The sequence below is a fragment of the Peribacillus sp. TE19612 genome (assembly GCF_056279465.1).
In genome coordinates this window covers 76,381-102,297 of the sequence record NZ_JBWCCL010000011.1, presented here as the reverse complement: position 1 = coordinate 102,297, position 25,917 = coordinate 76,381, and the positions used below count along the sequence as shown (strand labels likewise).

24 protein-coding genes and 2 pseudogenes are annotated in these 25,917 nt (G+C 41.1%); 20 read left to right on the top strand and 6 right to left on the bottom strand.

The window, feature by feature from the left end; translation table 11 throughout:
• Window positions 1-82 precede the first annotated feature (82 nt).
• The 16 genes from ACZ9AO_RS19290 to ACZ9AO_RS19215 all read left to right on the top strand — a co-directional run bounded on the left by ACZ9AO_RS19290 (window position 83) and on the right by ACZ9AO_RS19215 (window position 17,064).
• The gene (locus ACZ9AO_RS19290; RefSeq protein WP_260088914.1) at window positions 83-1,723 is read left to right on the top strand and encodes a SulP family inorganic anion transporter; all 1,641 of its coding nucleotides are present in this window, start codon (window positions 83-85) and stop codon (window positions 1,721-1,723) included.
• Window positions 1,724-1,807: 84 nt separating this feature from the next.
• Entirely contained in the window at window positions 1,808-2,221 is a 414-nt protein-coding gene (locus ACZ9AO_RS19285) for a MerR family transcriptional regulator (RefSeq protein ID WP_052137486.1), read from the top strand.
• Between the two features lie 246 nt (window positions 2,222-2,467).
• Complete coding sequence (locus ACZ9AO_RS19280; protein WP_476109896.1) at window positions 2,468-3,982, top strand: carboxylesterase/lipase family protein; 1,515 nt, start codon at window positions 2,468-2,470, stop codon at window positions 3,980-3,982.
• Between the two features lie 32 nt (window positions 3,983-4,014).
• Window positions 4,015-5,301 carry a kynureninase gene (gene kynU, locus ACZ9AO_RS19275; protein ID WP_476109976.1) on the top strand — a complete coding sequence of 429 codons (1,287 nt, stop codon included), beginning with the start codon at window positions 4,015-4,017 and terminating at the stop codon, window positions 5,299-5,301.
• 14 nt (window positions 5,302-5,315) lie between these two features.
• Complete coding sequence (locus tag ACZ9AO_RS19270) at window positions 5,316-6,665, top strand: amino acid permease (protein WP_063596418.1); 1,350 nt, start codon at window positions 5,316-5,318, stop codon at window positions 6,663-6,665.
• A 17-nt stretch (window positions 6,666-6,682) separates the two neighbouring features.
• Entirely contained in the window at window positions 6,683-7,528 is an 846-nt protein-coding gene (gene kynA, locus ACZ9AO_RS19265; RefSeq protein WP_318292362.1) for a tryptophan 2,3-dioxygenase, read from the top strand.
• 14 nt (window positions 7,529-7,542) lie between these two features.
• Complete coding sequence (gene kynB, locus ACZ9AO_RS19260) at window positions 7,543-8,169, top strand: arylformamidase (protein ID WP_476109893.1); 627 nt, start codon at window positions 7,543-7,545, stop codon at window positions 8,167-8,169.
• A 16-nt stretch (window positions 8,170-8,185) separates the two neighbouring features.
• Window positions 8,186-8,839, top strand: coding sequence for a nicotinate (nicotinamide) nucleotide adenylyltransferase (nadD, locus tag ACZ9AO_RS19255; protein WP_406593373.1), 654 nt, complete (start codon window positions 8,186-8,188; stop codon window positions 8,837-8,839).
• Window positions 8,840-9,106: 267 nt separating this feature from the next.
• A complete protein-coding gene (locus ACZ9AO_RS19250) occupies window positions 9,107-10,138 on the top strand; it encodes a sulfate ABC transporter substrate-binding protein (RefSeq protein ID WP_289349350.1) in 1,032 nt (343 codons plus the stop codon).
• A 69-nt stretch (window positions 10,139-10,207) separates the two neighbouring features.
• Window positions 10,208-11,047 carry a sulfate ABC transporter permease subunit CysT gene (gene cysT, locus ACZ9AO_RS19245; protein WP_214769014.1) on the top strand — a complete coding sequence of 280 codons (840 nt, stop codon included), beginning with the start codon at window positions 10,208-10,210 and terminating at the stop codon, window positions 11,045-11,047.
• 10 nt (window positions 11,048-11,057) lie between these two features.
• Window positions 11,058-11,942: a sulfate ABC transporter permease subunit CysW gene (gene cysW / locus ACZ9AO_RS19240; RefSeq protein WP_098184765.1), complete on the top strand. Its 885-nt coding sequence runs from the start codon at window positions 11,058-11,060 to the stop codon at window positions 11,940-11,942.
• 10 nt (window positions 11,943-11,952) lie between these two features.
• A complete protein-coding gene (locus ACZ9AO_RS19235) occupies window positions 11,953-13,017 on the top strand; it encodes a sulfate/molybdate ABC transporter ATP-binding protein (protein WP_406593376.1) in 1,065 nt (354 codons plus the stop codon).
• A 513-nt stretch (window positions 13,018-13,530) separates the two neighbouring features.
• Window positions 13,531-14,931, top strand: coding sequence for a C40 family peptidase (locus tag ACZ9AO_RS19230; protein ID WP_476109890.1), 1,401 nt, complete (start codon window positions 13,531-13,533; stop codon window positions 14,929-14,931).
• A 198-nt stretch (window positions 14,932-15,129) separates the two neighbouring features.
• Complete coding sequence (locus tag ACZ9AO_RS19225) at window positions 15,130-15,564, top strand: hypothetical protein (RefSeq protein ID WP_048683039.1); 435 nt, start codon at window positions 15,130-15,132, stop codon at window positions 15,562-15,564.
• On the top strand, window positions 15,552-15,851 hold the full coding sequence (locus ACZ9AO_RS19220) for a YxcD family protein (protein ID WP_034314323.1): 300 nt from the start codon (window positions 15,552-15,554) through the stop codon (window positions 15,849-15,851). The genes ACZ9AO_RS19225 and ACZ9AO_RS19220 overlap by 13 nt, the downstream gene beginning before the upstream one ends.
• A gap of 238 nt (window positions 15,852-16,089) precedes the next feature.
• On the top strand, window positions 16,090-17,064 hold the full coding sequence (locus ACZ9AO_RS19215; protein ID WP_476109889.1) for an aldose 1-epimerase: 975 nt from the start codon (window positions 16,090-16,092) through the stop codon (window positions 17,062-17,064).
• Between the two features lie 39 nt (window positions 17,065-17,103).
• Here the strand turns inward: ACZ9AO_RS19215 and ACZ9AO_RS19210 are convergent, their stop codons facing one another.
• Window positions 17,104-18,492, bottom strand: coding sequence for an amino acid permease (locus ACZ9AO_RS19210; RefSeq protein ID WP_063596411.1), 1,389 nt, complete (start codon window positions 18,490-18,492; stop codon window positions 17,104-17,106).
• Between the two features lie 522 nt (window positions 18,493-19,014).
• Here ACZ9AO_RS19210 and ACZ9AO_RS19205 point away from each other — a divergent pair.
• Entirely contained in the window at window positions 19,015-19,182 is a 168-nt protein-coding gene (locus ACZ9AO_RS19205) for a YezD family protein (RefSeq protein ID WP_065311211.1), read from the top strand.
• 67 nt (window positions 19,183-19,249) lie between these two features.
• Here ACZ9AO_RS19205 and ACZ9AO_RS19200 read toward each other — a convergent pair.
• Window positions 19,250-19,420, bottom strand: a pseudogene (locus ACZ9AO_RS19200) (transposase); the annotation flags it as partial.
• A gap of 315 nt (window positions 19,421-19,735) precedes the next feature.
• Between ACZ9AO_RS19200 and ACZ9AO_RS19195 the strand changes: the two are divergent.
• Together ACZ9AO_RS19195 and ACZ9AO_RS19190 are read left to right on the top strand one after the other, a co-directional pair.
• On the top strand, window positions 19,736-20,521 hold the full coding sequence (locus ACZ9AO_RS19195; protein ID WP_476109888.1) for a serine hydrolase: 786 nt from the start codon (window positions 19,736-19,738) through the stop codon (window positions 20,519-20,521).
• A 101-nt stretch (window positions 20,522-20,622) separates the two neighbouring features.
• Window positions 20,623-21,221 (top strand): annotated as a pseudogene (locus ACZ9AO_RS19190) (YdcF family protein).
• 32 nt (window positions 21,222-21,253) lie between these two features.
• On the opposite strand, the gene ACZ9AO_RS19185 reads toward ACZ9AO_RS19190, so the two are convergent.
• Window positions 21,254-21,514 carry a hypothetical protein gene (locus ACZ9AO_RS19185; RefSeq protein ID WP_318292370.1) on the bottom strand — a complete coding sequence of 87 codons (261 nt, stop codon included), beginning with the start codon at window positions 21,512-21,514 and terminating at the stop codon, window positions 21,254-21,256.
• 289 nt (window positions 21,515-21,803) lie between these two features.
• Here ACZ9AO_RS19185 and cspC point away from each other — a divergent pair, with 289 nt between their 5' ends.
• Window positions 21,804-22,004: a cold shock protein CspC gene (gene cspC / locus ACZ9AO_RS19180; RefSeq protein WP_034314312.1), complete on the top strand. Its 201-nt coding sequence runs from the start codon at window positions 21,804-21,806 to the stop codon at window positions 22,002-22,004.
• A 125-nt stretch (window positions 22,005-22,129) separates the two neighbouring features.
• On the opposite strand, the gene ACZ9AO_RS19175 is transcribed toward cspC, so the two are convergent.
• The 3 genes from ACZ9AO_RS19175 to ACZ9AO_RS19165 all read right to left on the bottom strand — a co-directional run bounded on the left by ACZ9AO_RS19175 (window position 22,130) and on the right by ACZ9AO_RS19165 (window position 25,678).
• Window positions 22,130-22,297, bottom strand: coding sequence for a hypothetical protein (locus ACZ9AO_RS19175; RefSeq protein WP_164855016.1), 168 nt, complete (start codon window positions 22,295-22,297; stop codon window positions 22,130-22,132).
• 368 nt (window positions 22,298-22,665) lie between these two features.
• Window positions 22,666-23,898 carry an aminopeptidase gene (locus ACZ9AO_RS19170; protein ID WP_476109885.1) on the bottom strand — a complete coding sequence of 411 codons (1,233 nt, stop codon included), beginning with the start codon at window positions 23,896-23,898 and terminating at the stop codon, window positions 22,666-22,668.
• Window positions 23,899-24,190: 292 nt separating this feature from the next.
• The gene (locus tag ACZ9AO_RS19165; protein WP_458342477.1) at window positions 24,191-25,678 is read right to left on the bottom strand and encodes an aldehyde dehydrogenase family protein; all 1,488 of its coding nucleotides are present in this window, start codon (window positions 25,676-25,678) and stop codon (window positions 24,191-24,193) included.
• Between the last annotated feature and the right edge of the window lie 239 nt (window positions 25,679-25,917).

Genomic DNA, 25,917 nt, shown 5'->3' with positions numbered 1-25,917 from the left:
CTCTAAAATGAAAGAATGTCATTTTCGTGATGATGCTAGATTCCAATCTTAAAAAACGACTAAGGATGTGAGTTTGAAAAAGATGATAAAAGATTCTAGATTTCAAGGATATAACATGAAGGGTTTTCAAAAAGACGTGACGGCAGGATTGGTCGTAGGGGTTGTAGCCATTCCTTTAGGGCTGGCTTTTGCAATTGCTTCAGGCGTCGAACCGATATATGGGTTATATACGACCATCATCGCTGGTATTCTCATTTCGATTTTGGGTGGCTCCAAATATCAAATTGGAGGGCCGACCGGGGCGTTCGTTCCTTTATTATTTGGAATCGTTATGCAATATGGGTATGAAAGCCTGCTTATTGCCGGGTTTTTAGCGGGGATAATGTTAGTCCTGATGGGTCTTCTTAAGTTAGGCAATTTGATGAAGTTCATTCCCCGTCCCGTCATCATTGGATTTACAACAGGAATTGCGATAATAATCTTTTCAGGGCAAATTGCCAATTTCTTTGGTATGAAAGTGGAAAAACATGAAGCGTTCATGGATAACATGAAGGAGCTGGTGATTAAAGCAGACACGATCAATCTATACAGTGTGATAGTTGCGATCATATGCTTTGTCGTCATACTGCTGGCACCTAGGTTTGTGCCACGAGTGCCAGGACCGCTTCTGGGTCTGCTAATATCAACAATGGCAGCTTACCTTTTATTTCCCGATAAGGTGGCTACGATTGGTTCCACGTATGGAGCGATTCCGAGAGGTTTTCCGGAATTCCAAGCACCGGAGCTTTCAGTGGAAGTCATTATCACACTCCTTCCCGTTGCTTTTACAATTGCCTTGTTAGGCGGTGTCGAGTCATTGTTATCCGCTACCGTGGCGGATAACATGGGCGGTACCAAGCATGATAGTAACAAAGAGTTGGTTGGGCAAGGAATTGCGAACATCGCGACCCCATTCTTTGGCGGGATACCTGCAACAGGAGCAATCGCCAGGACCGCTACCAATATAAAAAGCGGGGCAGCCTCCCCGATGTCCGGAGTCATTCACGGAATTGTCGTTTTACTGGTTTTGCTGGTGCTTTCCCCATATGCAGCGCATATACCGTTGGCTAGCATGGCACCCATATTGATGTTTGTTGCCTGGAATATGAGTGAAAGAAAGGAATTCGCTCATGTATTGAAAACGAAGACGGCGGATTCTGCGGTTTTGCTAGTCACCTTCCTCATCACTGTCTTCACTGATTTAATCATGGGAGTGGGAATCGGCTTATTGATTGCATTCATCACCTTCATTGCAAAAATGAGCCACACGTTAAAGGTTAGGGAAAGAAGTCATGAGATTACCGAGATTGTTCCAATTGATAATTCGGATTCAAAGATCAATGTGTATAACTTGGAAGGACCTCTTTTCTTTGGTTCGATAGACGTCCTGGAGTCATCGATATTGGCTAACTTGGATAATAAGACGAAAGTGTTGGTATTAAGCATGCGCCGGGTAACATATATGGACACTTCAGCAGAGGCAGCACTATTGGCGATCGTTAATCGCATTCGAAAATATAAGGGGAAATTGATCATTTCCGGAATTCAGCAACAACCAAAGGAATTGTTACTCAGCACTGGGTTGTATCATAAAATAGAAAAACAGCACTTTTTTAAATCGAAGGAAGATGCCCTGTATTTTGCTAAGAACCAGCTGAAGGGCAATTCGGATAAAGTAGTCTAATAGTTTCATCTTGAAGTCACCTTTTTGGATAGATGTGTTATAGTATCGTTAACAGTAGATTTTTTAAAGAAGGTGACTATCTGGGTGAATGTATATCGGATTGGCCAGCTTGCTGAACTTGCGAATGTTTCGAGAAGAACCATTGACTATTACACACAATTAGGAATGCTGAACTATGAAAAAACTGGGTCAAGATATCGGTATTACACAGAAGATGCTTTAAATCGACTTCAAATGATTAATCGGTATAAAGAACAGAATATGCCTTTGACTGAAATCAAGGAACGGTTACAAGTCTTGTCTGAAACCACTGTTGATTCTGAGCAAGTGCTCTTGATGGTGGACAAGCTATCTACAGACCTTAGAGGCCTGGAGAATGAATTGCTGGAATTAAAGCCTTTATTGGAACAGCTCGATGAACAGCAATTAACATATGCTGCACAGCAGCTTTCCGTTCGGGGCAGCTCTTTATTGAGTATCCTTGCCATGCTTGCCTAAGATTTTTGCCGAGTTCAACAAAAAAAGACCTGATTGGGTCTTTTTTTGTTGAACGGGTCATTTGAAAACCATTATTTAAAATAACAATTCAAACTCCTGAGGATAACCGGAGCTTTATATACAATGGCATTCCTTTATTTCGGATGAACGGACTCCATAGATCTTTTTTCGATAAAGATGAAGGATATAAGGGAATGGAAAAAGAAGAACTTACATATCTACTACTATATGAAGAGGTGAGTGGGAATGATTGGATCAATAGTTACGACGGTAAAAGGACATCTTCAAGGTACTATGGAAAACGATATATGCGTTTGGCGTGGAGTCAGGTATGCGAAAGCGCCGATTGATGGGCTGCGTTTCCGTTCTCCGGAGCCAGTTGATAATTGGAGCGGTGTCATGGATGCAGTGGATTTTGGTCCCGTTCCCCCGCAGCCGATGGATCGTGCGGTAAGAACAGGAATGAGCACAAATGAAAAAATGGATGAGGATTGCTTGTTCCTGAATATTTGGTCGCCTAGAGCTGATGATAAAAAACGCCCGGTCATGGTGTGGATTCCTGGGGGAGCATATATAACGGGAGCTGGATCCCTTGATATGTACAATGGACACTTACTGGCTAAAAATGGAGATGTAGTCGTGGTAAGCATCAACTATAGGCTGGGGGCACTGGGATATCTGGATTTTACCGAGTTGGCAGGTGAAGGGGAAATATTTGAAAACAATTTAGGTTTACGTGATCAAGTTGCGTCTTTGAAATGGGTTAAAGAAAATATAGAAGCTTTTGGCGGCGACCCTGATAATGTTACGATATTTGGTGAATCAGCTGGTGGTAATGCGGTGACGACTTTACTTACTGTACCTTCAGCGAGGGGTCTTTTTAAGCAGGCCATTGCAGAAAGTCCTGCTCCGACATCTGTTTACGGAAAAGGATTTGCGCGCCAATTCAGTGAAAAGTTCCTTGAGATATTGGGCATTGGAAAGGGTGAAATCCACCGGTTAAAAACACTTCCGGTTCAAGAGATTGTCGCTGCCTCCCACCAACTCTTACAGGAAAATTCACAGGAAATGCCGGGCTCCCTAGCATTTGGTCCAGTCGTAGATGGTGACTTCCTGCCCGATTATCCACTAGAATCGATTCGATCCGGAAGAGCAGAGGGAATACCCTTGCTTATAGGAACAAATAGGGACGAAGCGACATTATTCGATCAGATGGACCCCCCGCTAATCCCAACTAATACGGCGATGATTCATAAAATGTTCGAAAATACTGATCCGAAGGCGAAAGAGCGAATTACGAATGCTTATACAAACTACCCAGAAAAGGAAGCTGTACTAGGCATTGGCCGTGATGCGACATTCCATATTCCCTCGGTTTGGTATGCAGAGGCATACAGCCGCTTTGAAAAAACATGGATGTATCGTTTTGATTATAAAACGGCGGCCATGCGCATAAGTAAATTAGGGGCGACACATGGTATGGAAATCCCTTTTGCTTTCCAGACCTTCGACTCGGCATTCGGGAAACGGATTGTTTCATATGGTTCAAGGTCAGCTGCCCTAAAGGTTTCCCATAGAATGCAGGGCCATTGGCTCAACTTTGCGAAATATGGAAACCCCAACCCCCCGGAAGGTGAAATTTGGCCGAAATATGATGAAACCAACCACTACACAATGATTTTTGATAAAAAGGATTATATTGAAAAAGATCCTGACAGAATGATAAGGTTGGCATGGGAAGGGGTAGGGATTTACAAGTGAAAAAAAGTGGATTGGAAGGAAGCGGGGAGAACATGGATATCAATAATTTCATGTCAACGAAAGAGTATGCGAAAACGTTGGATCAGGAAGATCCATTAGTTTCTTACAGAGAGGAGTTCTATTTAAACCCCGGGATGATTTATATGGATGGCAACTCATTGGGACTTTTATCGAAGCGGGCTGAGAAAAGTTTAATGAAGTCATTGGAAGATTGGAAAAAGTATGGGATCGATGGCTGGACGGAGGGTGCAGAGCCCTGGTTTTACTTTTCTGAGAGATTGGGTGAATTGAGTGCCCCGTTGGTAGGAGCTTTAGAGGATGAAGTGATAATGGGAGGGTCGACTACGGCTAATCTGCATCAGCTTGCAGCCACTTTTTTTGAACCGAGAGCTGGCAGGAATAAGATTTTGGCGGATGAACTAACCTTCCCAAGTGATATCTATGCACTTCAAAGCCATCTACGATTGCATGGGCTTGACCCTTCGGCACACTTGGTTCAGGTGAAAAGCCAAGATGGTAAATTCCTTGAAGAAGATGACATCATTGCAGAGATGAACGAGGAAATAGCGTTGATTGTACTTCCGACGGTTTTATATCGAAGCGGTCAGATCCTTGATATGGAAAGGTTAACGAAGGAAGCGCATGCGCGTGGAATCATGATAGGATTCGATGCCTGTCATTCTGTGGGTGCCATCCCGCATTTGTTTGACAATTGGGAAGTGGATTTCGCTTTTTGGTGTAATTATAAGCATTTGAATGGCGGACCAGGATGTGTAGCGGGGTTATATGTGAATCGGAAGCATTTCGCAAGGAAGCCTGGATTGGCTGGATGGTTTGGCTCGCGGAAAGATAAGCAGTTCGCTATGGAACATACCTTTACCCAGGCCAATTCGGCAGGTGCCTTTCAAATTGGAACTCCCCATATATTAAGCATGGCTCCCCTTTTAGGCTCCCTTGAAATGTTTGCGGAAGCGGGGATAGAACAAGTTCGGAAGAAATCCTTGAGGCTGACTCAATATCTTATGGATTTAATACAATCGGAATTAACGGGATATGGATTTGAAATTGGGAGCCCAAGGCATGAATCAAAAAGGGGCGGTCATATCATCCTTGAACATCCAGAAGCTGCGAGAATATGTAAAGCATTGAAACAAGAGGCCATCATACCCGATTATCGTGAACCGAATATGATTCGTTTAGCACCTGTCGCTCTTTATACCTCTTTTCAGGAAGTCTATGAAACTGTACAGGTACTTAAGAAGATCATGGACGGCAGATTATATGAAAACTATGTAAATAAAAGGGGAATCATTGCCTAGAATGGGAGCAACATATGGAGAAAAATAAGCTGCAACGTGAATTATCATCGAATCAAATCACTATGATAGCCATGGGGTGTGCAATTGGAACCGGGTTATTTTTGGGCAGCGGCCTTGCGATTTCAACGGCTGGTCCAAGTGTACTTATCAGCTATGCAATAGGTGCATTCATTGTCCTTCTGCTGATGGGATGTTTGGCGGAAATGACTGTAGCCTATCCAACATCGGGATCCTTTGGAACCATTGCGGAAAAATATATAAGTCCATTTGCGGGTTTTGTTGTGAGGTATTCCTATTGGATAGCGAATGTTCTTGCCATTGGTGTCGAAGTGAGTGCCATCGCTGTTTATATGAAATATTGGTTTCCGGATATACCTGGAAGCATTTGGATTTTTCTTTTTGCTGCACTGCTAATCTATGTAAATGCGACGAGTGTCAATACATTCGGCAATTTTGAGTATGTATTTTCAATGATCAAGATAAGCGCCATTGTCATATTCATTCTACTGGGGGCCTATGTGGTGATTGGCGCCGAACCTTCAAGCGGGATCGGTGTAGAGAACTATGCCAATGATGGAGGTTTTATGCCTTTCGGATTTTGGGGGCTCTGGGTCGCCATATTCATTTCGCTCTTCAGCTTTTTAGGAACTGAGCTGATTGCGGTGACGGCGGGGGAAGCAAAGGACCCGGATATAGCCGTACCTAAAGCTTTGAAGGCAACTGTCTTCAGGCTTGCCACTTTTTATGTACTGACTATCGGAATCATGTTAATGATTGTTCCCTGGCAAGCTGCCGGTATTGATAAGAGCCCATTTGTCAAGGTAATGGAAATCCTGAATGTTCCCGGGGCATCTGGGATAATGAATTTCATTATTTTAACCGCTGCTTTATCTGCAATGAATAGTCAATTATATGCCTCCACCAGAATGATATTTTCATTATCCGAGCAACATCAGGCTCCTGCCCTATTTCAAAAAGTGAGCAGGAAAGGTGTCCCGCTAAGGGCCCTTCTCATATCCACTTTAGGAATATTTCTTGCTGCAGGAGTAAAAGTTCTGCTTCCGGATACTTCATATGCATTCATGATGGGGATATCGATGTTCGGAGCCATTCTAACCTGGTTCATGGTGTTCATTTCCCATTTATATTTCAGGAAGAGGTGGGAGAAATCAGGGGGCCGCAAATTACCGGTTAAAATGTATGGATTTCCATATCTAACGATTCTTGGTGCATTTCTTTTGTTTGCATTGACGGTATCCACCTGGTTCACTGGCCCATTTAAAATCGTGCTCCAGTTCGGGGTTCCTTGGCTGATCTTTCTTTGCATCGTTTATTTATTGATGTCGAAATTCAAAAGAAAGTAAAGGGAAAGAGGGATGGTATGGATAAGGGTCCAAGAGATGAACATCGTTTGGAAGAAAGTATGGTAACTGATTTTGAAAAAGATATGTCCTATGGAGACTATCTGCATTTAAATCAAATTTTATCAAGTCAGCATCGACTTTCCGGCCATCACGATGAAATGCTGTTCATCATCATTCATCAAACAAGTGAATTATGGATGAAATTGATCATCCATGAATTGACTGCGGCAACTGATCATATTGTGGCAGGACATTTGGAGCCGTCCTTTAAGATGCTATCCAGAGTGGCCAGGATCCAACAGCAACTAGTTCAATCTTGGAATGTGCTTTCGACCTTGACGCCATCCGATTATATGGAATTCCGGGAGAAACTAGGAAACTCTTCAGGGTTTCAATCATTTCAGAACAGGTTGATAGAATTTGCGATGGGTCAAAAGAATTCGCAAATATTGGCCGTTTTCCGTCATCAGCCCGAGCTTTATGAGTCGATGATGGCAGCCTTGAATAAACCTAGTATTTATGATGCGGCTATAGGGGCTTTGGCTGCAAGGGGGCTTCCCATTGATCAATCGGTATTGAACAGGGACTGGTCTGTCATTTATCAGGAAAATGCAAGTGTTGAAAGTGCGTGGCTGACCGTTTACCGTGATGTGCATAACTACTGGGATTTGTATGAGCTGGCCGAAAAACTCGTTGATATTGGAAGTCAACAACAATTCTGGAGATTCAATCATATGAGCACCGTAGAACGTATCATCGGCAATAAAAAGGGAACTGGCGGATCGTCCGGTGTAAGTTATCTGAAGAAAGTGGTCGAACAGCCATTTTTTCCTGAGCTATGGACATTAAGGACCAAACTGTAAGGAGGGGTGAACACATGAATCAATGGTTAGATATTTCTCAGCGCCTGAATGAAAATACGCCATATTGGCCAGGAGATACGCAATATTCATATCGGCTGAATTCATCAATGGCTGAAGGGTCTTCCGTCAATGTAGGGGAAATCCGGATGAGTACACATTTAGGAACTCATATTGATGCTCCCTATCATTTTGATGAGAATGGAAAAAAAATCATCGAACTCGATCTTGATTTATATATTGGCACTGCTACCGTAGTAAAGGTGGATGCAGCTGAAAGCATTGGCATTAAAGCTTTTGAAGGCATCGAATTGACAGGGGTCCGGCGGTTGTTGGTGGCAACAGGTCAATGGAAGGACCTTAGCCGTTTTCCGGAATGGATTCCACCGGTTGAACCAGATTTAGCTCCCTTCCTTGCAAATAAAGGGGTTAGGATCCTTGGGCTTGATTTACCTTCAGTCGACTGTCTCGACAGCAAAGAATTGCCTGCCCACAATAAACTGTCAGGCTGTGGAATTCATATCCTCGAAGGGCTGGTCCTTGATGGACTGGAGCCTGGGCTGTACGATTTGGCTGCATTGCCGCTGGCATTGGAAGCAGGGGACGGGAGCCCGGTCAGGGCCGTGGTGAAAAAGAAAGGCTGATGAGGGGGAAAATAGGATGGGTAAAATTGGGATTTATGGATCTTCCTTTGATCCGGTCACGAATGTGCATTTATGGACAGCATCCACCATTGCGCATCGTGCTAAGCTGGACAAGGTGATTTTTTTACCTTGCGCAAATGGCCGTATCGATAAACAGATGAAAACAAGCAATGAACACCGTTGGCAAATGCTCGAGCTGGCAATAGGGGGTAACCCGATATTCGAAGTCAGTGATTATGAAATTTATGAACGTGCCGGAACGAGTAAACAATATACTTGGTATACGATGGAATATTTTAAATCACAATTTCCAAAAGACGAAGTTTACTTCATAATGGGTGCAGATTTACTTGAAGATATTGATAATCAGGAGTTGCCGGTACACTTACGATGGAAATTCAGGGAAAAATTGATTGCCAATCATAAATTCATCGTCATGGCTCGGGATGGTATCGATATGCTGAAAATCATATCCAAAAGTCCATTGCTAAGGAATTATGATGATGGCAATACATTTCACCTTATTGATAAAGGCCTTTCCATGGAAATCAGTTCTACATATATAAGGGATGAATTCGCAATGGGCGGGGAACCAAGATATTTACTGCCTGATCAGTGTTATCAGTATATCGTGGAAAATAAGCTTTATCAAAAATCATCCAATTCATAATTGTTGGCAAGGTATTAAAAAGGGCTCGATCTCCCCGGTGGATCGAGCCCTTCTCGTTTAGGGGATTTTTCAACCTGCAAAACGTGAATGAATTTAATTAAAGGGACATGTAATACCTAGTTGACAACTTGGTGAACTTTGTTTTATGGTAAGGATATACAAAAAATAAAATAATTGCTGATCAGAGAACTGAAGGCATACTATCTCCCGAAAAATAATTGAAGGGAAATAGAATGCCTTTTTTGCTGTAAAAAAAGGGGGAAGCTCATGAAAAAGTTGATGTTATTGACAAGTTTGATTTTAGCCTTCGGTGTACTTGCTGGATGCAACTCGGAAAAAACGAAAGGGGACGGAACATCGGAGTCAGTAGAGCTTTTGAATGTGTCATATGATCCGACAAGGGAATTGTACCAGGAATTCAATGAAGCGTTCGTGAAGCACTGGAAAGAAGAATCAGGTCAGGATGTAACGATTCAACAATCACATGGCGGATCTGGTAAACAGGGCAGGGCTGTCATTGACGGATTGGAGGCGGATGTCGTTACATTGGCATTGGCTTATGATATTGATGCCATTTATGAAGCTAGTAATCTATTAGCGAAGGATTGGCAAAAACGTTTACCGGAGAACTCGACACCATATACATCAACGATTGTGTTTTTGGTGAAAAAAGATAACCCTAAAGGCATTAGAGATTGGGATGATCTGACTAAAAAGGATGTATCCGTCATTACACCAAACCCAAAGACAAGCGGAGGGGCAAGGTGGAATTACCTGGCTGCCTGGGCTTATGCGGAGAAAAATTTCGATAATGACGAAACAAAAGTGAAGGATTTCATGAAAAAACTTTATCAGAATGTTGAAGTCCTGGATTCAGGGGCCCGCGGTGCAACGACCACTTTTGTGGAAAGGGGAATCGGTGACGTACTGATCGCTTGGGAGAATGAAGCCTATTTAACACTGGAAGAATTCGGTGATGACAAATATGAAATCGTCAACCCTTCAATCAGTATATTAGCAGAGCCACCGGTAGCTGTTATCGATGAAGTGGTCGAGAAAAAAGGAACAAAGGAAGTGGCCGAAGCCTACCTGGAATATCTGTATACGGATGCCGGTCAGGAAATTGCCGCGAAAAATTTCTATCGTCCAAGGGATGAGAAGGTTCTCGCTGAATATGGAGACCAATTTGCCAATATCGATATGGTGACTGTTGATGATACATTTGGCGGTTGGAAAAGTGCCCAGGAAACACATTTTAATGATGGTGGCACATTTGACGAGATTTACCAACAGCAATAAGCATGAAGGAGAAGGTGTGACTTTAACATCTTCTCCTTCATAAATCAGAAAAAGGGTTGAGGCGAAGCGATGAATATAGTGACTGAAGGTAAACAGACGAAAAAGAGGACCATACCCGGTTTTGGATTGACGATGGGTTTTACGCTGCTGTATCTCACCATCATCGTTTTGATCCCGTTATCGATGGTTTTTCTAAACACATTTTCAATGGGGTTCCAAGATTTTTGGGCGACCATAACTGAACCGAGGGTTCTCGCTTCTTATAAATTGAGTTTCTTGACAGCGTTAACTGCGGCCATTGTTAACGCAGTTTTTGGTGTATTGATTGCCTGGGTGCTTACTCGTTATGAGTTTCCCGGCAAAAGGATCATCGATGGACTGGTTGATTTGCCTTTTGCCCTCCCGACTGCCGTTGCAGGGATTACGTTGACCACCTTGTATTCACCGAACGGATGGATCGGGCAATTTTTCAGCTTTAAAGTCGCTTTCACTCCCGCAGGGATCATCATCGCCCTTATATTTATCGGTCTGCCATTCGTGGTGCGGATGGTTCAACCGGTGCTTGAAAATATCGAAAAAGGGATGGAAGAAGCATCTGCCTCTTTAGGGGCGAATCGAATGCAGACATTCATTAAAATCATCTTCCCGGAATTGATCCCAGCGATATTAACGGGTTTTGCCCTTTCTTTTGCGAGGGCACTTGGAGAGTATGGATCCGTTGTCTTCATTGCCGGAAATATGCCATTTAAAACGGAAATTTCCCCGCTGATCATCATGACAAAGCTTGAACAGTATGATTATGAAGGTGCAACAGCTGTTGCAGCCGTCATGCTCATTATTACATTTATAATTTTGTTCACCATCAATATCTTACAATGGTGGACCGGCAAAAGATATTCAGGGAAGTAGGGGGGATATGATGGAACATGATAATTCAGTGGTTGCAAAAGCGAATCACCCAGTCATTATTACGAGAAACGCAACTAAAGAGCCTAAATCCATACAGTGGATCCTCATTTCCATTGTATTGCTATTTCTCACTTTGTTTTTAGTAGTCCCATTAATCGCAATCTTTGTAAAAGCCTTTGAAAAAGGTGCCGAAGCTTATTTTGCGGCCATCGCCCATCCTGATGCCGTGGCTGCGATTAAGTTAACATTGATCGTTGTCCTCATCACCTTGCCACTCAATGCCATATTTGGAGTGGTTGCTGCGTGGACCATAACAAAATATGATTTCAAGGGAAAAAACTTCTTAATAACATTGATAGATTTGCCTTTTTCCGTATCACCGGTCATTGCCGGGTTGATTTTTGTCCTTCTGTTCGGCTTACATGGAACACTTGGTCCACTGCTGCAATCACTTGACATTAAAGTGATCTTTTCAATACCAGGGATTGTCATCGCCTCCATTTTCATTACCTTCCCATTCATTGCACGCGAATTGATCCCGCTCATGCAAAGTCAGGGGACTTCTGAAGAAGAGGCCTCACTCACGCTGGGTGCGGGAGGGTTCAAGACATTTTGGTATGTGACGCTTCCCAATATAAAATGGGGACTTCTATATGGAATCATCCTTTGCAATGCCAGAATAATTGGGGAGTTTGGAGCTGTATCGGTCGTATCTGGACATATACGGGGCATGACCAATACGATGCCGCTTCATATTGAAATCTTATACAATGAATATCAATTTTCGGCCGCTTTTGCGGTTGCATCCCTGATGTCCATCTTTGCAATCATAACGTTGATCATTAAAAGCTTCATAGAGTGGAAAACGGACTTTAAATCAACCAAAGCGAGATAGGAGGAATGAAATGAGTATCATCATTGAAAATGTTACAAAATATTACGGGTCCTATCAAGCACTCCGGAACATCGATCTGGAAATAAAGAGCGGTGAACTCGTAGCCCTGCTTGGCCCTTCCGGATCGGGAAAAACGTCATTACTGCGTATCATCGCAGGCCTTGAACAGGCTGAGAACGGAAAAATCCTTTTTAATGAAGAGAATTACACGCATAAGCATGTAAAAGATCGAAATGTGGGTTTCGTCTTTCAGCATTATGCCCTTTTTCGTAATATGACCATTTTTGATAATATCGCCTATGGATTAAAGGTTCGCCCAAGAAAAACAAGGCCCAGTAAAGAAGTTATCGAACAAAAGGTTACCGAATTGCTTCAGCTCGTCAAGCTGGAAGGATATAAAGATCGTTATCCATCGCAATTATCAGGCGGCCAGCGCCAGCGTGTCGCATTGGCAAGGGCACTTGCCGTTGAACCGAATATCCTCTTGCTTGATGAACCATTCGGGGCATTGGATGCCAAGGTGCGCAAAGAACTTCGTCGTTGGCTAAGAAGACTTCATGATGAATTCAATGTTACGAGCGTGTTCGTGACTCATGATCAAGAAGAGGCGATGGATGTTGCTGATCGGGTCGTAATCATGAATGAAGGGAAAATTGAACAGATTGGAACCCCGGAAGAAGTATATGATCACCCTGAAAATCCCTTTGTTTATGATTTTCTAGGCAGTGTCAATCTATTCAAGGGCAACGTGCATAAAGGGAAATTGGTTACTGGCAATGTAGAAATGAATGCCCCGGGCAGTGAAGATGGAGCGGGCACTGGTTATGTAAGGGCCCATAACTTTATCATAGAAAGAGAACCAGCGGAAAAGGATTCGATCGCATCCATAATTGACCACATCCATACAATTGGCCCCATCGTCCGGATAGAAGTCATTCGTCAGGATACAAACGAACCGCTGGAAATCGAACTGACGAAGGAACAATATTTGAATCTGGAAATAAGCAAAGGGGAAAGGGTATTCGTCCGACCGAAAGAATTGAAAGTTTTTGTCGACTTTATGGCTGGAATTTAAGAGTGGGTCGAATCTTGACGAAAAAACCGCTGAAAGCGGTTTTTTTTAATAGGCTGTCAGTAAACCTTCCTCTATGATTGGTAAATGAGCTGAAATCTGTACCAAAAGGGCTACCGTGCATTCACAGGTGGTGAGTTTTTGCCTGCCAATAGTCCATGGTCCCTTGGTGCTAAACACTAGATAGAAAGTCTTGCATCAAAATGCGAAGGTGATTATGTAAGATATTGGATGTTTTATCACGTGAAAAAGTCGAATCTTTATGTTTAATGTTAAAATTGAAATATAATTGTAATATTGTTATTACGTATTTGACAAAATCTGATGATATACTACGACTTAGATGAAAACATAGTAGAGTTTAAGAAATGTATTTAATATTATCTCAACCTTAGAAGATTACATAAAGAGTAAAAAAAATAGAGAAGAGTTCCCAGCAATTTATTTTGACTAATCATTTTTCATAGAGAAAAAGAAGTGGGTCGATGGAAATGCAAGGGGAGGAAAGCAGGGGAAATGAGTTTGAAGAAAAAACTTATCGTATTGAACACGACAATTATGCTTGGATTAGGAAGCGCTTTTGCCATACCGTCTGTAAAAGCTGAATCTATCACGGATATTCAAGCGCAACGTACAGGAATACAATCAGATATTTCAGAGGCAGAACAAGTTATTCAGCAATTGAAAAAAGAACAATCGAAAATGAATGCCCAAATTGCCCAGATCGAATCGGCAATGAAAGAAAATGACCAAAAAATCAAAGATACTAAACAAGAAATTAAAGACACCGAAAAAGACATAGAATCTTTAAAGAAAGAAATTAAAGCGTTGGAAGAAAGAATCGCAAAACGCGAGGAAGTATTGAAAGAGCGCGCACTTTCTTTCCAAGAGAGCGGCGGGGACGTTGAGTACCTGGAAGTTGTTTTAGGTTCTAAAAGCTTTGGTGAATTCGTTAATCGTGTTGGAGCGGTAGCCACTATCGTGGAAGCTGACCAACAGATTCTTAGCGAGCAGGAAGCGGATAAAGCTGACTTAGAGAAAAAACAAGCGACCGTTGAGAAGAAATTGCAAAGCCTTAAGGATATGGAAGTAGAGCTTAAAGGCATGCAATCGCAAATTGAAGATCAAAAAGCTGAAACTGTCAATATGAAGGCTAAGATCGAAAAGAAAGAATCGGAAACAGAAGCGCTTAAACAATCTTTAGAGAATAAAGATGCTGGTCTAGAAGCGCAAATAGCTTCCATTCGTGAAAATATCAAAAAAGAGGAAGAACGTAAAGCATCGGAAAAAGCAGATCTTGACCGTGCTGCTGAAGAAGTGAATTCTTCAAATGCTTCCAGTGAAGAATCATCAAGTTCTTCCAGTGAAGGATCATCAAGTTCTTCTAGCGAAGAATCATCAAGTTCGTCTAAAGGAGAGGCTTCGGCAAAAAGTTCGTCTAAAGCTGAATCATCTTCAAATTCATCTAAAAACAGTTCTGCAGCTAAACCTGCAGCAAGTAAAACCGAAACATCAAGTAATCCAAGCAGTGCAAATACAGGCTCTGCCATTACAGCAGGTTATAAATATATCGGTAACTCCACGTATAAATTTGGTGGCGGAAGAACGGCATCCGATATCGCTAACGGTCTTTTCGATTGTTCAGGATTCGTTGCATGGGCTTATAAACAAGCTGGCGTGAACCTTCCAGCCAGTACGGATGCATTGAAAGGTGCAGGACGTCAAGTATCTAGCAGTCAAAAACAACCTGGAGATTTAGTGTTCTTCAATACCTATAAAACTGATGGTCATGTCGGTATTTATGTCGGCGGCGGCAAATTTATCGGTTCCCAAAGTTCAACAGGTGTTGCAATTGCCAATATGGATAGCGGATATTGGGCAAGTAAGTTCAACGGCCGTGTCGTTCGTGTAAACTAATAGTTCAATAATAAGCAGGGGAGAAAATGCCCCTGCTTATTTTTTTGAAAAAAATCAAAAAAAAATGAAACTTATTTTGAATTTCAACGTAAATACTATAAGATAAAACAAGGATAGGTGATGTGGACTTTCAGTTAATCTGGGAAAAGATATAATGAAACAACATTCCATACTATTAAACGGAGGCAAAAAAACATGATGAAAAAATTTATGGCTGCATTACTTACAATTACACTAGCATTCTCGCCAGTCGGCACTTATGTATTCCAGGATCATACGGAGTCAGTCGATGCAAGGGGTTACAAGTCCGGAAAAAGAAGCTTTAATAGCAACAACAATAATAATTCGAATTTCCAAAATAAAGAAACGAAGAAATCCGATGCCACTACTGCCAATAAAGCCAAGAGTGGAAACACATTCGCCAAAGGCGGCTTAATGAAAGGACTTATGCTAGGAGGATTGGCAGGTTTACTTTTTGGTAGCCTATTTGCCAATATGGGAATGCTTGGTTCTATACTTGGTCTATTAATCAACGTGATGGCGGTTGTAGTATTAATCGTTGTAATCCGTAAAATATTCACATATTTCAAAGATAAGAAGAAGAAGGAAGATCCAAACCCATGGAGAGGCTAAAGATTTCCGAACAAGATATCATCAATGCGGTTTGTGTTTACATTGCCCGTAAAAAGCAGGTACAACCTAATGAGGTGGAAGTGGAGTTAATGTATGATGATGATTATGGCTTTTCGGCGGAAGCGTTTGTCGATGGCCGGAAACAAGTGTTAATCACCATCAACTTGATAGAAGCGCTTCGTTTATGGCTGGATGAATATATGAATAAAGATCCATACTCAGGTATTGAACTTGTTTTGGATGATGATGAAGGTATAGTGGCTTTGGTAAGTGAAAGTAATAGATAAGTAAAAAAGGATGCCGTAACGGCATTCTTTTTTTATTTAAAAAGTTACAAGTCGTCCGGGAGAAGGAAAAGGATAAAAGAAAAATAGAAAAATAGCAAAGCAAATTAAGCAAAATCCTCGATTACACATACTATTTCAAACTTAGAAAGATTAAGGACGAAATATATTTTCCATTTGTTGCAAAAAATGGTCCGTGGAAGTAGGATGGATATATGTTCAAGTCAAAGGAGGATAAAAAGTGAAAGGGTATATAGAAGATATCACTTTTTTAAATGAAAAGGCCATAAAGTTCGGCAATGAAAAAGTGGAAGCGATACTTGTGCCATCTTTAGGAAGCAATCTGCTTTCATTGAAATACAAGCATAAGGATATTGAGTTGCTGCGAACTCCGGATAGTGTGGAGGAGTATAAAAAAGCTTCCATTTTATACGGAATGCCAATCCTGTTTCCTCCTAATAGAATTGAAGATGGTCAATTTACATATAAGGGGACTTCGTATAAGTTCCCAATCAATGAAATGGAAAAATACAATCATATTCATGGTTTTTTGCATGACATGCCGTGGCAAGTCCGCAAAAAGGAAGTAAACGGGAAAGAAATCGTGATTAATACTGAATTCTCAAGCAGTGATTTTGATCTAAGAGGTAGCTTTCCACAAGATATCACTGTGAATATGTCTTTATCTTTAAGGGCTGAAACATTGGAAATACAATTGGAAATCGCCAACAAGGGCATTGAACCTTTTCCGTGGGGAGCAGGTTATCATACTGTATTCAATTTTCCATTTGGAGCAGTGAGTAAATGGGAGGATTGCAGAATATCCCTTCCCGTCAATAAACATTGGGAGTTGAATGAAAGATCATTGCCCACAGGTGTAATTCATGAAACGGCCAATACATTGGAAATCCAAAACGGTATTAGCTTGGACGGCCGGCAATTTGATGACTTATTTGGCTATGATAAGGAAAGAAATCCGGAAAACGAGTGCATTCTCACTGATCAAGAGGCTGGCATACAAGTCATCTATCAAGGCGATCAACATTTTAAGTTTTGGGTATTGTTCAATCAGGAGGGGTTCGTTTGTCCTGAACCATATACTTGGGTAACGAATGCTCCTAATTTGGATTTGCCTGCAAAATTGACTGGATTGAGGGAGTTATGCTCAGGGGAAACGGTAAAGCTGAAAACCAGATTGATTGTGAAAGAAATATAAAAAACACCTAGGCATTTAAAAATGCCTAGGCGTTTAAGGTTATGCTTTTTTTCTCATCCAGAGTGGGTATAGGATGATTCCGAATACATATAAGGCAATGCCAAGTATGAATGTATTCATATCGGCTGTACCTGTCTTGATGACCCAGATCGAGTAGATTAACGCCAAGATTGTAATAATGCCATCACGTATCCTTGAGCCTTTCATGATGTCATAGGTTTCCCCGGTCATCACCAGTTTCAATTGATACAGAACGGATGCAAGGTACGGGATCAAGTAAGCAAGTGTAGCGACGATCATCGAAAATTTATAAGCCTCCAAAATCGTACCTGAAATAGTGGAGAATAAGAATATCTGTGTCATGATATTTGTTATAGTCATAGAACGGACAGGTGTGCCATTTTTGTTTGCTTTCGCAAAATAGGCCGGGAACAAGTCCGATTTCGCTGCCTGGTAAGGAACTTCCGAGGCAACGACAATCCATCCGATCGTCGATCCCAATAAGGAAATGACGGCAAGAGCAGCCATTATATACGTGCCGCTTGAACCAACTACTGCTTGTAGTGCGTCAACAAGCGGTTTTTGTGATATTTTCAACTCGTCTTGTGATATGGCACCCATCGTCAATAAAGTAATGCCGATATAAATGGCAACAGCGATAAGTAAACCAAGAATCGTCGCTTTCTTTACATCATTTTGTGACTTGGCACGGTTTGAAAGCATGACGGCAGCTTCGATACCGATGAAGGCCCATAATGTTGAAATGGCAGCAGCGTTCACTTGATCACCTAAAGAGATTGCAGTTCCCGCCTTATCATAAAATTCAGCTCCGTTGCCTAGATTGGAAGTATCGAAGATGAATATCGTGATAATGATGAAAAATAAGAATCCAAGCACTTTGGTAACTGTAGCAAAAAGATTCATTTTCCCAGCACTGTTAAAACTTCTTACCAAGATTGCCTGAATCCCCCAAAGGGCAGCGGAACATACCGCAAACGTTAATGCTTTACCTAGTTCAAGTTGAAACGAACCCGCTGTATAAATCACTTTTGGACTATGCATCACAGGGAAAAACGTTGATAGATAACCAGCAAATGAAATGATGACAGAAGCTGTCGCAGCCCAATTCGCAGCCCAATACCCCCAAGCCATGCTATACCCTGAAACTCTTCCTTTAACAGGAGATTTAAATAATGATTGAGCATAACTTTGCGGTCCAGCCTTCAAATCAGGTTTCCGGACTGCCAGGTTACCAAACACCAAAGCTATTAGAAAAACTCCAAGTCCAGTAACGATCCATGCCAATGTGGACCCTAACGGACTGGATACCTGTGCTAATTGAGCAGGGAGCATGAAAATTCCGCCGCCGACCATATTTCCAATTACGAAAGTGGTCAAAATCAATAAACCCCATTTTTTATTTACCATTTATATCGAACCTTTCTTAAATACAAAGTGTGTGTTAATACCGACAACTTATACTAAAATAGTATATCTCAAATAGTTTAGTTTGGTAAAGTGGTAAATAAGTAAAATGTAAAAGGCGGACTAATCAGAAAATTTAAACACAGGATTGACAAAAGGATAAAATTGGATTATATTAGTAATACCAAGTTAGTTGGTAAGAATAATGCGGTTTAACAAATTAAATCGTATTTTTCTATAACATTTGCCATTCCCGAATATTGCCGATTAGTCAACTAAAGGCACCCTTACATCTAATCTGTTAGATGGCGGGTGCCTTTTATTTTTTATAGGGAAGGGAGGGAATATGGAGTTCCTATTAACTGGTTATTCTTATACGGAAAGTTAAGTGATGAGGATATGATAGGTAAACCAAGTTCCCAAGAAAACATTGAAAGTGGGAAGCGCACATGTGCTTGTCGTGCGAACCTTTTTAACATTAGGCATGAAACGAAGCTTTATTACCAGTAGTGAAGGGGAGATATTATGGAAAAGAAAGAAGAATTGAAAATCAGGCATATCATTTCAAGCTTGGAAGATCTGCAATATGGATCGGTTTTAATAACCGTACATGATGGTGAAATCACACAGGTCGATACCACGGAGAAGAAACGATTCCCATTAGTGAAGGGCCGTGCCGTTAAAGCTAGATGAATGACAGGTATTAAGGGAGCCTTCAATATGAAGGCTCCAGTTTGTAGACTAAAGGGGTTCGGAATCATTTAACTAAAATAACTGGATCAATACTTGGGCGTCCTACCTCTGAATACATATCTTTCATCAAGTCATAAATGAAAGTGAAGTCAATGGAAGCCTCCATTTTACGAACCAAATGGTTCGCCGGCACCAGTTGATCTAAAGTAATCAATTGTTCTATCTGAATTTTTAACATAGTTGATTGGAGCGGGTGTGCGAGACTCCTGCGGGAATAGCGAGTCCAAGGGAGACCCCACAGGCGCAAGTGCGCCGAGGAGGCTCCCGGACCGCCCGCGGAAAGCGAGTGCCTGAAGTGGAAATCAACGTCCAAATTTGTACAAGCAAAAAAACTGTAGACTTCAAATATGAAGGCTCTTTTTTCATACAAAAATTTATTCAATTTGGAATTTCTAATAAGATTGTACTGCTTTTAACATGGTAGTATAAGTTAGGGTATAAGGGAGTTTTTTATAGGGGTTTAAATGATATCTAAGGGAGGAACAGGGAATAGATGACCTTACAAACTATAGAACATGATATCTTGGCATTAGTTGAAACATTTAATGGGAGAATCGCATATAAAATTGAAAATGGTCTTGGGGACACGATTGGATATCACGATAATGAATCCTTTCAATCAGCGAGTTTGATCAAAATACCAATGATCATCGAAGGTTATCGTCAAAGTGAACAAAAGAAAATCTATTTGAACCAACCAGTGACCATCCCTTCTAGTGAAGTGACTGGGGGATCTGGGGTCCTGCATGTCTTATCGAATAAGGTATTTTTGACCGTAGAGGATTTATTGACATTGATGATAACTGTTTCCGACAATACATCCACGAATATGATGATGAACCTCTTGGGCTTTGAAGAAATCAATCAATGCATCAAGGAACTTGGTTTGAAAAATACTGTCCTTGAACGAAAAATGCAGGATTTTAAGGCATTAAAAGAAGGGCGCGACAATACCATATCGGCAGAAGATACGATTACCTGCTTAAAAGCCATACATACAGGCAACTTTTTAACGAAAGAAAGCCGGGAAAAAATATTGCATGTATTTGACAACCAACAATTAAGGGATAAACTTCCATCGCTGATGGGCAGAGGAGTCAAGGTCGCAAGCAAAACGGGCGGAATTCGGGGAGTTGCCCATGATTGTGCAATCATTCGGTCAGAAACACAAACAGTTTATGCTGCTGTTCTTACTGAAGATATGAAATCAGAGGAAGAAAGCCGTCAAGTAATCAGTAAAATTGGGAAATTGATATATGATGATATGGTCGCAGAATAAACTGTCCGATTGAAAAGAGCGGGAAGTCTTTCATGATTTCCCGCTCTTCGATCTTAGTTATATAGGAGTTAGTGGAAATGAAAGTTATATATGATAAGAATATGAAGCGGCGAAAAATTTTGAAAAGGACGATGAAACTTTTTTGTGTAATAAGTGTCATTGCGGTACTGGGGTATTTTGGATTTTGCACATGAAAATTCAGGAAAGCATTCGCCAGCAAATTCCGGAGAATGCCGATTACCTCATGATTCTTGGAGCAAGGGTCAAAGGTTCGGTTCCATCATTATCCTTACAATACAGGATTGATAAAGCTGCAGAATATTTATCGGCGAATAAACATACAGTGGTCATTGTATCTGGCGGCAAAGGACCGGGTGAAGATATATCGGAAGCAAAAGCAATGCAACAGGGGCTAATCGCCCAAGGAATTGAAGAAGCACGCATCATGATGGAAGACAAATCTACAACAACTCACGAAAATATTGTTTTCTCAAAAGAACTCATTCCTGATACAGCAACTTCAGGGTTAATCGTTAGCAATGACTTTCATATCTACCGGGCAGTCGAAATAGCAAAAAAAGAAGGCTTGGATATGAAGGGATTGCCGGCAAAGACACCAAAAGTGTCACTGTTGAAATCATATACCCGTGAATATCTGGCAATTACCAAATACTATTTGACCGGGTTGATTGGGAGGTAACTTCGAATTCTCCTAAAAGGTGGGGGCTTTCATTATTCGACTTCCACGACAACATTAGGAACTTGCCAAAAATCTTTCTCTTGATATAGCTCCTTAAGTGTCTTATAAACGGGATAACCGGTATAGGAAATCTCGACTCGTTCATCAGCATCCACTTCTTCTACATCTATATCATCAACAAAACCAAGTTGATCATCAATTTCCATTAAATAATACCCGAGTGCCTCATACCCGCTATAGGCTACAATAACCTTACTGTCAAAACCGCTATTAGAAACTTTGTAATATTTCATTGAGTGACCTCCTTGTTGATAATTCTTTAAGTGAAAATCGTACTGTTTCTTATTACTCTGATATACCCATTAATTACTATCTGAATCATTAAATTGGATAAATAAAGAAAATAAGAAGGCAAAAAGAATGTGGACCATCTTTAAATTATCACTGGAAAATTTGCTATCTGCATCAATTCATGTTAATCTAATAAAGAATTGTTTTTGGTTGTGGAAGAGGATACTCGTTATTTTCCAAATGATTAAAAATAGTAATACAATGTGTGTTATGCACTAGGAGGCAACAACAATGGAACAAGGTACAGTTAAATGGTTTAATGCAGAAAAAGGTTTTGGATTTATCGAACGCGAAAACGGAGACGATGTATTCGTACATTTCTCAGCTATCCAAAGCGAAGGCTTCAAATCTTTAGACGAAGGTCAAAAAGTAACTTTCGAAGTTGAGCAAGGTGCACGTGGAGCTCAAGCTGCTAACGTTCAAAAAGCTTAATTTTAAAATTAAATCGTAACCTATATGAACAGACTTCCTCGATGGGAGTCTGTTTTTTATTGTGCTATAAAATGAAAGCAAAAAAAAATCCCACTCTGACTGAGTAGGTTTTTAGTGACTTGTCATTAAGCTTTTTTTAATTCTTCTTCAAAGAAAAAAGTAGTCGGATGTTCTTTAACAGTATAAGAATATCTCTTCATGTTTTTTACATATGCCCATTTATTAATGGTTACTGATTCATTAGTATCCTGAATGGTTACTGTTTCACCAGTATTATACTTATTGCTTTTCAATTTAGCCACCCTCTTTACTAATAGTATAACATATTTGGCAATGAAAGATGTGTTCAACATATTCCAATGATATATTGCGTATAAAAAACAGACTAAGCATATGGCAATGAGCCTAATTATATTGAATGTTGTATAGAGAAAGTTAATGGGTCATGTTTTAGGATGAACAAGGAGTGGATGTCACAATATGGGATTAAGCGGGGGCAGGCCAAGTTATAGTGAATGAACTTACTCGAAAGCAAGGAGTCGATATTACTACGGGCTTGTCTCCTTTTTTGGGCATGAAAAAACAGCCACATGTTCCCAAGTAATGCAGAAATCACGTGGCTGAAGGTTTTCAAGTGATGGACGGGCTTAAAGCCGGTTAATTAAAACGCCCAATCCCCATTACGGAACACGGGTTCCGAAGTGCCGTCCTGTTTGATGCCGTCGATGTTCATTTTCTCCGATCCAATCATGAAATCGACATGTGTAAGGCTTTCATTCAGTCCATTTTCTGCAAGTTCTTCTGGACTCATGTTTTTTCCGCCTTCAATACAGAAAGCATAGGAGCTGCCGATAGCGAGATGGTTTGATGCATTTTCATCAAATAATGTGTTGAAGAATAAAACATTCGATTGGGAAATCGGTGAGTTGAATGGAACAAGCGCGACTTCACCAAGGTAGTGTGAACCTTCATCCGTTTCAACCAATTGCTTTAGGATTTCTTCCCCTTCTTCTGCTTTTACTTCAATGATCCGTCCTTCCTTAAACGTCACGGAAAAATTATTGATGATGTTTCCGCCGTAACTAAGTGGTTTCGTACTGGAAACCGTACCGTTAACGCCTGTTTTCAATGGAACTGTAAACACTTCTTCGGTTGGCATATTAGCCATGAATTCATGACCCTGTACGTTAACGCTTCCTGCCCCTACCCAAAGATGTTTGTCGGGTAATTCGATTGTCAGGTTGGTTCCGGGAGCCGTATAATGCAATTTTTGGTAATGCTTATCATTTAAATAATCAACCTTTTCATGCAGGGTATCATCGTGTTTTTTCCAGGCTTCCACAGGATCTTTCACATCAACACGAACTGCTTTGAAAATGGCTTCCCATAGCAGATCAACACGTTTTCCTTCTGCTTCTTCAGGGAATACTTTATCAGCCCAAGCCTTTGAAGGGACGGCAACTATGGACCAGCTCACTTTATCGGATTGCATATACTGACGCCACTTCTTCAGTGCTGTCCCGGATGCTTTTTGGTAGTTGGCAATCCTTTCAGGCTTTACACCTTTTAATAAGTCAGGGCTGGAGGAGATGACGGATAGATAAGCAGCTCCGTTTTCTGCGAGTTCAATCGTTTCTTCTGCGCGCCACTTTGGATATTCGTGGAACACCTCATCCGGAGCCAATTCATATTTGGTACGTGAAACGATATCGTCATTCCAATTAACGATGACATTGCGCGCACCGTTTTCATATGCCTTTTTTACAATGAGACGCACAAGGTCAGCACCCTCTAATGTTGTGTTTACGACCAAGGTTTGATCTTTTTGGATGTTTACGCCGACTTTTACGGCAAGTTCTGCATATTTTTCTAAATTCGTTTGAAAATCACTCATCATTTAAAACTCCTTTTCCATTTTCTACATTTTCAATTGTACTTTTTGTCATATAAAAAAGAAACTTTTTACATCGTTTGTGAAAACTACTCGAATACGAAGGAGTTCATTATAACCGGCAGGGAGCTGCTCCAGCAGCTATTTTGTCTATCTTGCATTTTACCAAAACTAAAGAAGGAAAGACTATTGAAAAGGTTTGAATAGTTGAATAATTTGATGATTTGGTGCAGTGAATCAATGGACTGAAAGAAAGAGGGCCTCTTTGAGACCCTCTTTCTTAATAGTCAGTAAATCATTTACCCAAATTAATCCAGACGCTTTTCACTTCAGAATAGTTGTCCAGTGCATAAGATCCCATTTCACGTCCGATTCCAGATTGTTTGTAGCCGCCGAACGGAGAAGCTGCGTCGAACGCGTTATAACAGTTCACCCATACGGTACCGGCACGGAGTTTTCCTGCAACATAATGGGCATTGGCTATATCGCTTGTCCATAAGCCGGCAGCCAAACCATATTCACTGGCATTTGCACGGTTAATGACATCATCTAAATCCTCGAATGGCATTGCCGCTATGACCGGTCCGAAAATCTCTTCTTTAGCAATCGTCATATCCTCTTCAACACCAGCGAATATAGTAGGAGAAACAAAGTAGCCTTGCTCACCCGGTTTATTTCCGCCGACAAGAACTTCCGCACCCTCGTTTTTCCCTTTTTCAATATAGCCCATTACCCGATTTTGCTGCTCCTCGGAAACAAGCGGTCCAATTTGTGTACTTGGATCTAGGCCTATCCCTTGTTTGATGTTTTTTGCATGGCTGGCCATATCGGCAACAACATTATCATAATGTTTCTTTTGGATATAAACCCTTGAACCGGCACAGCATACCTGGCCTTGGTTAAACATGACCCCATTCAAAGCTCCAGGGATGGCTTTTGAGAAATCCGCATCAGGCAGGATGATGTTTGGCGATTTCCCTCCAAGTTCCAATGTGACCCGTTTCAATGAATATGAAGCGGAACGCATGATCAATTTTCCAACTTCGGTCGAACCGGTAAATGCAATTTTATTTACTTGCGGATGGTCGACAAGCGCTTGTCCAGCGGTTTCACCAAAACCGGGAACGATATTGACGACCCCATCAGGGAAACCGGCTTCATCCAATAATTCAGCAAGGTAAAGTGCTGAAAGCGGTGTTTGCTCAGCGGGCTTTAATATGACCGTACAACCTGTAGCAAGTGCAGCTCCCAGTTTCCACATCGCCATAAGAAGCGGAAAGTTCCATGGGATGATTTGGCCGACAACACCAACAGCCTCGTGTTTTGTGTAGTTAAAGTAATTTCCGCTTACCGGGATGGTCTGTCCAACAATCTTGGTGGACCAGCCAGCAAAGTATCTCATATGTTCTATTGCTAAAGGAATGTCGGCATTGGTAGTTTCACTGATTGGTTTCCCATTATCCAACGTTTCCAATTGAGCAAGTTCAGTTTTATTTTCTTCCATTAAATCGGCTAGTTTATACATCAGTCTACTGCGTGCAGCTGCGCTCATTCTTGACCAAGGACCTTCATCGAATGCTTTGCGTGCAGCTTTGACGGCTAAGTCGATATCTTCTTTATCAGCTTCATAAACATCGGCAAGTTTTTGTCCTGTAGCAGGATTAGGAGTGGAGAAGGTTTTTTTTGAAGCACTTTCTACAAACTGACCATTAATATAGAGCTTTTTTGGTCCTGTTAAAAATTTTTGCAGCTTTCCACTTACTTCTAACGTTAGATTTGTCATTAATTACCCTCCTGAATAAAATGATTATCTTGGGCAAAACATGATGACTTATTGTTAACGCTTTGATTGCCAATTTTTATGATAAATGAAAAAAAGGGAATATTCAATCTATAACATTCGACAGAATATCCAAGATTTCTTCATCTATTATAAAAATGTAGTATTTTTTTGTCATGACATGTGTAATTACTATAGCAAAAATGAAAGTTAATAGTTAAAATGAATAAGGATAAAATAAC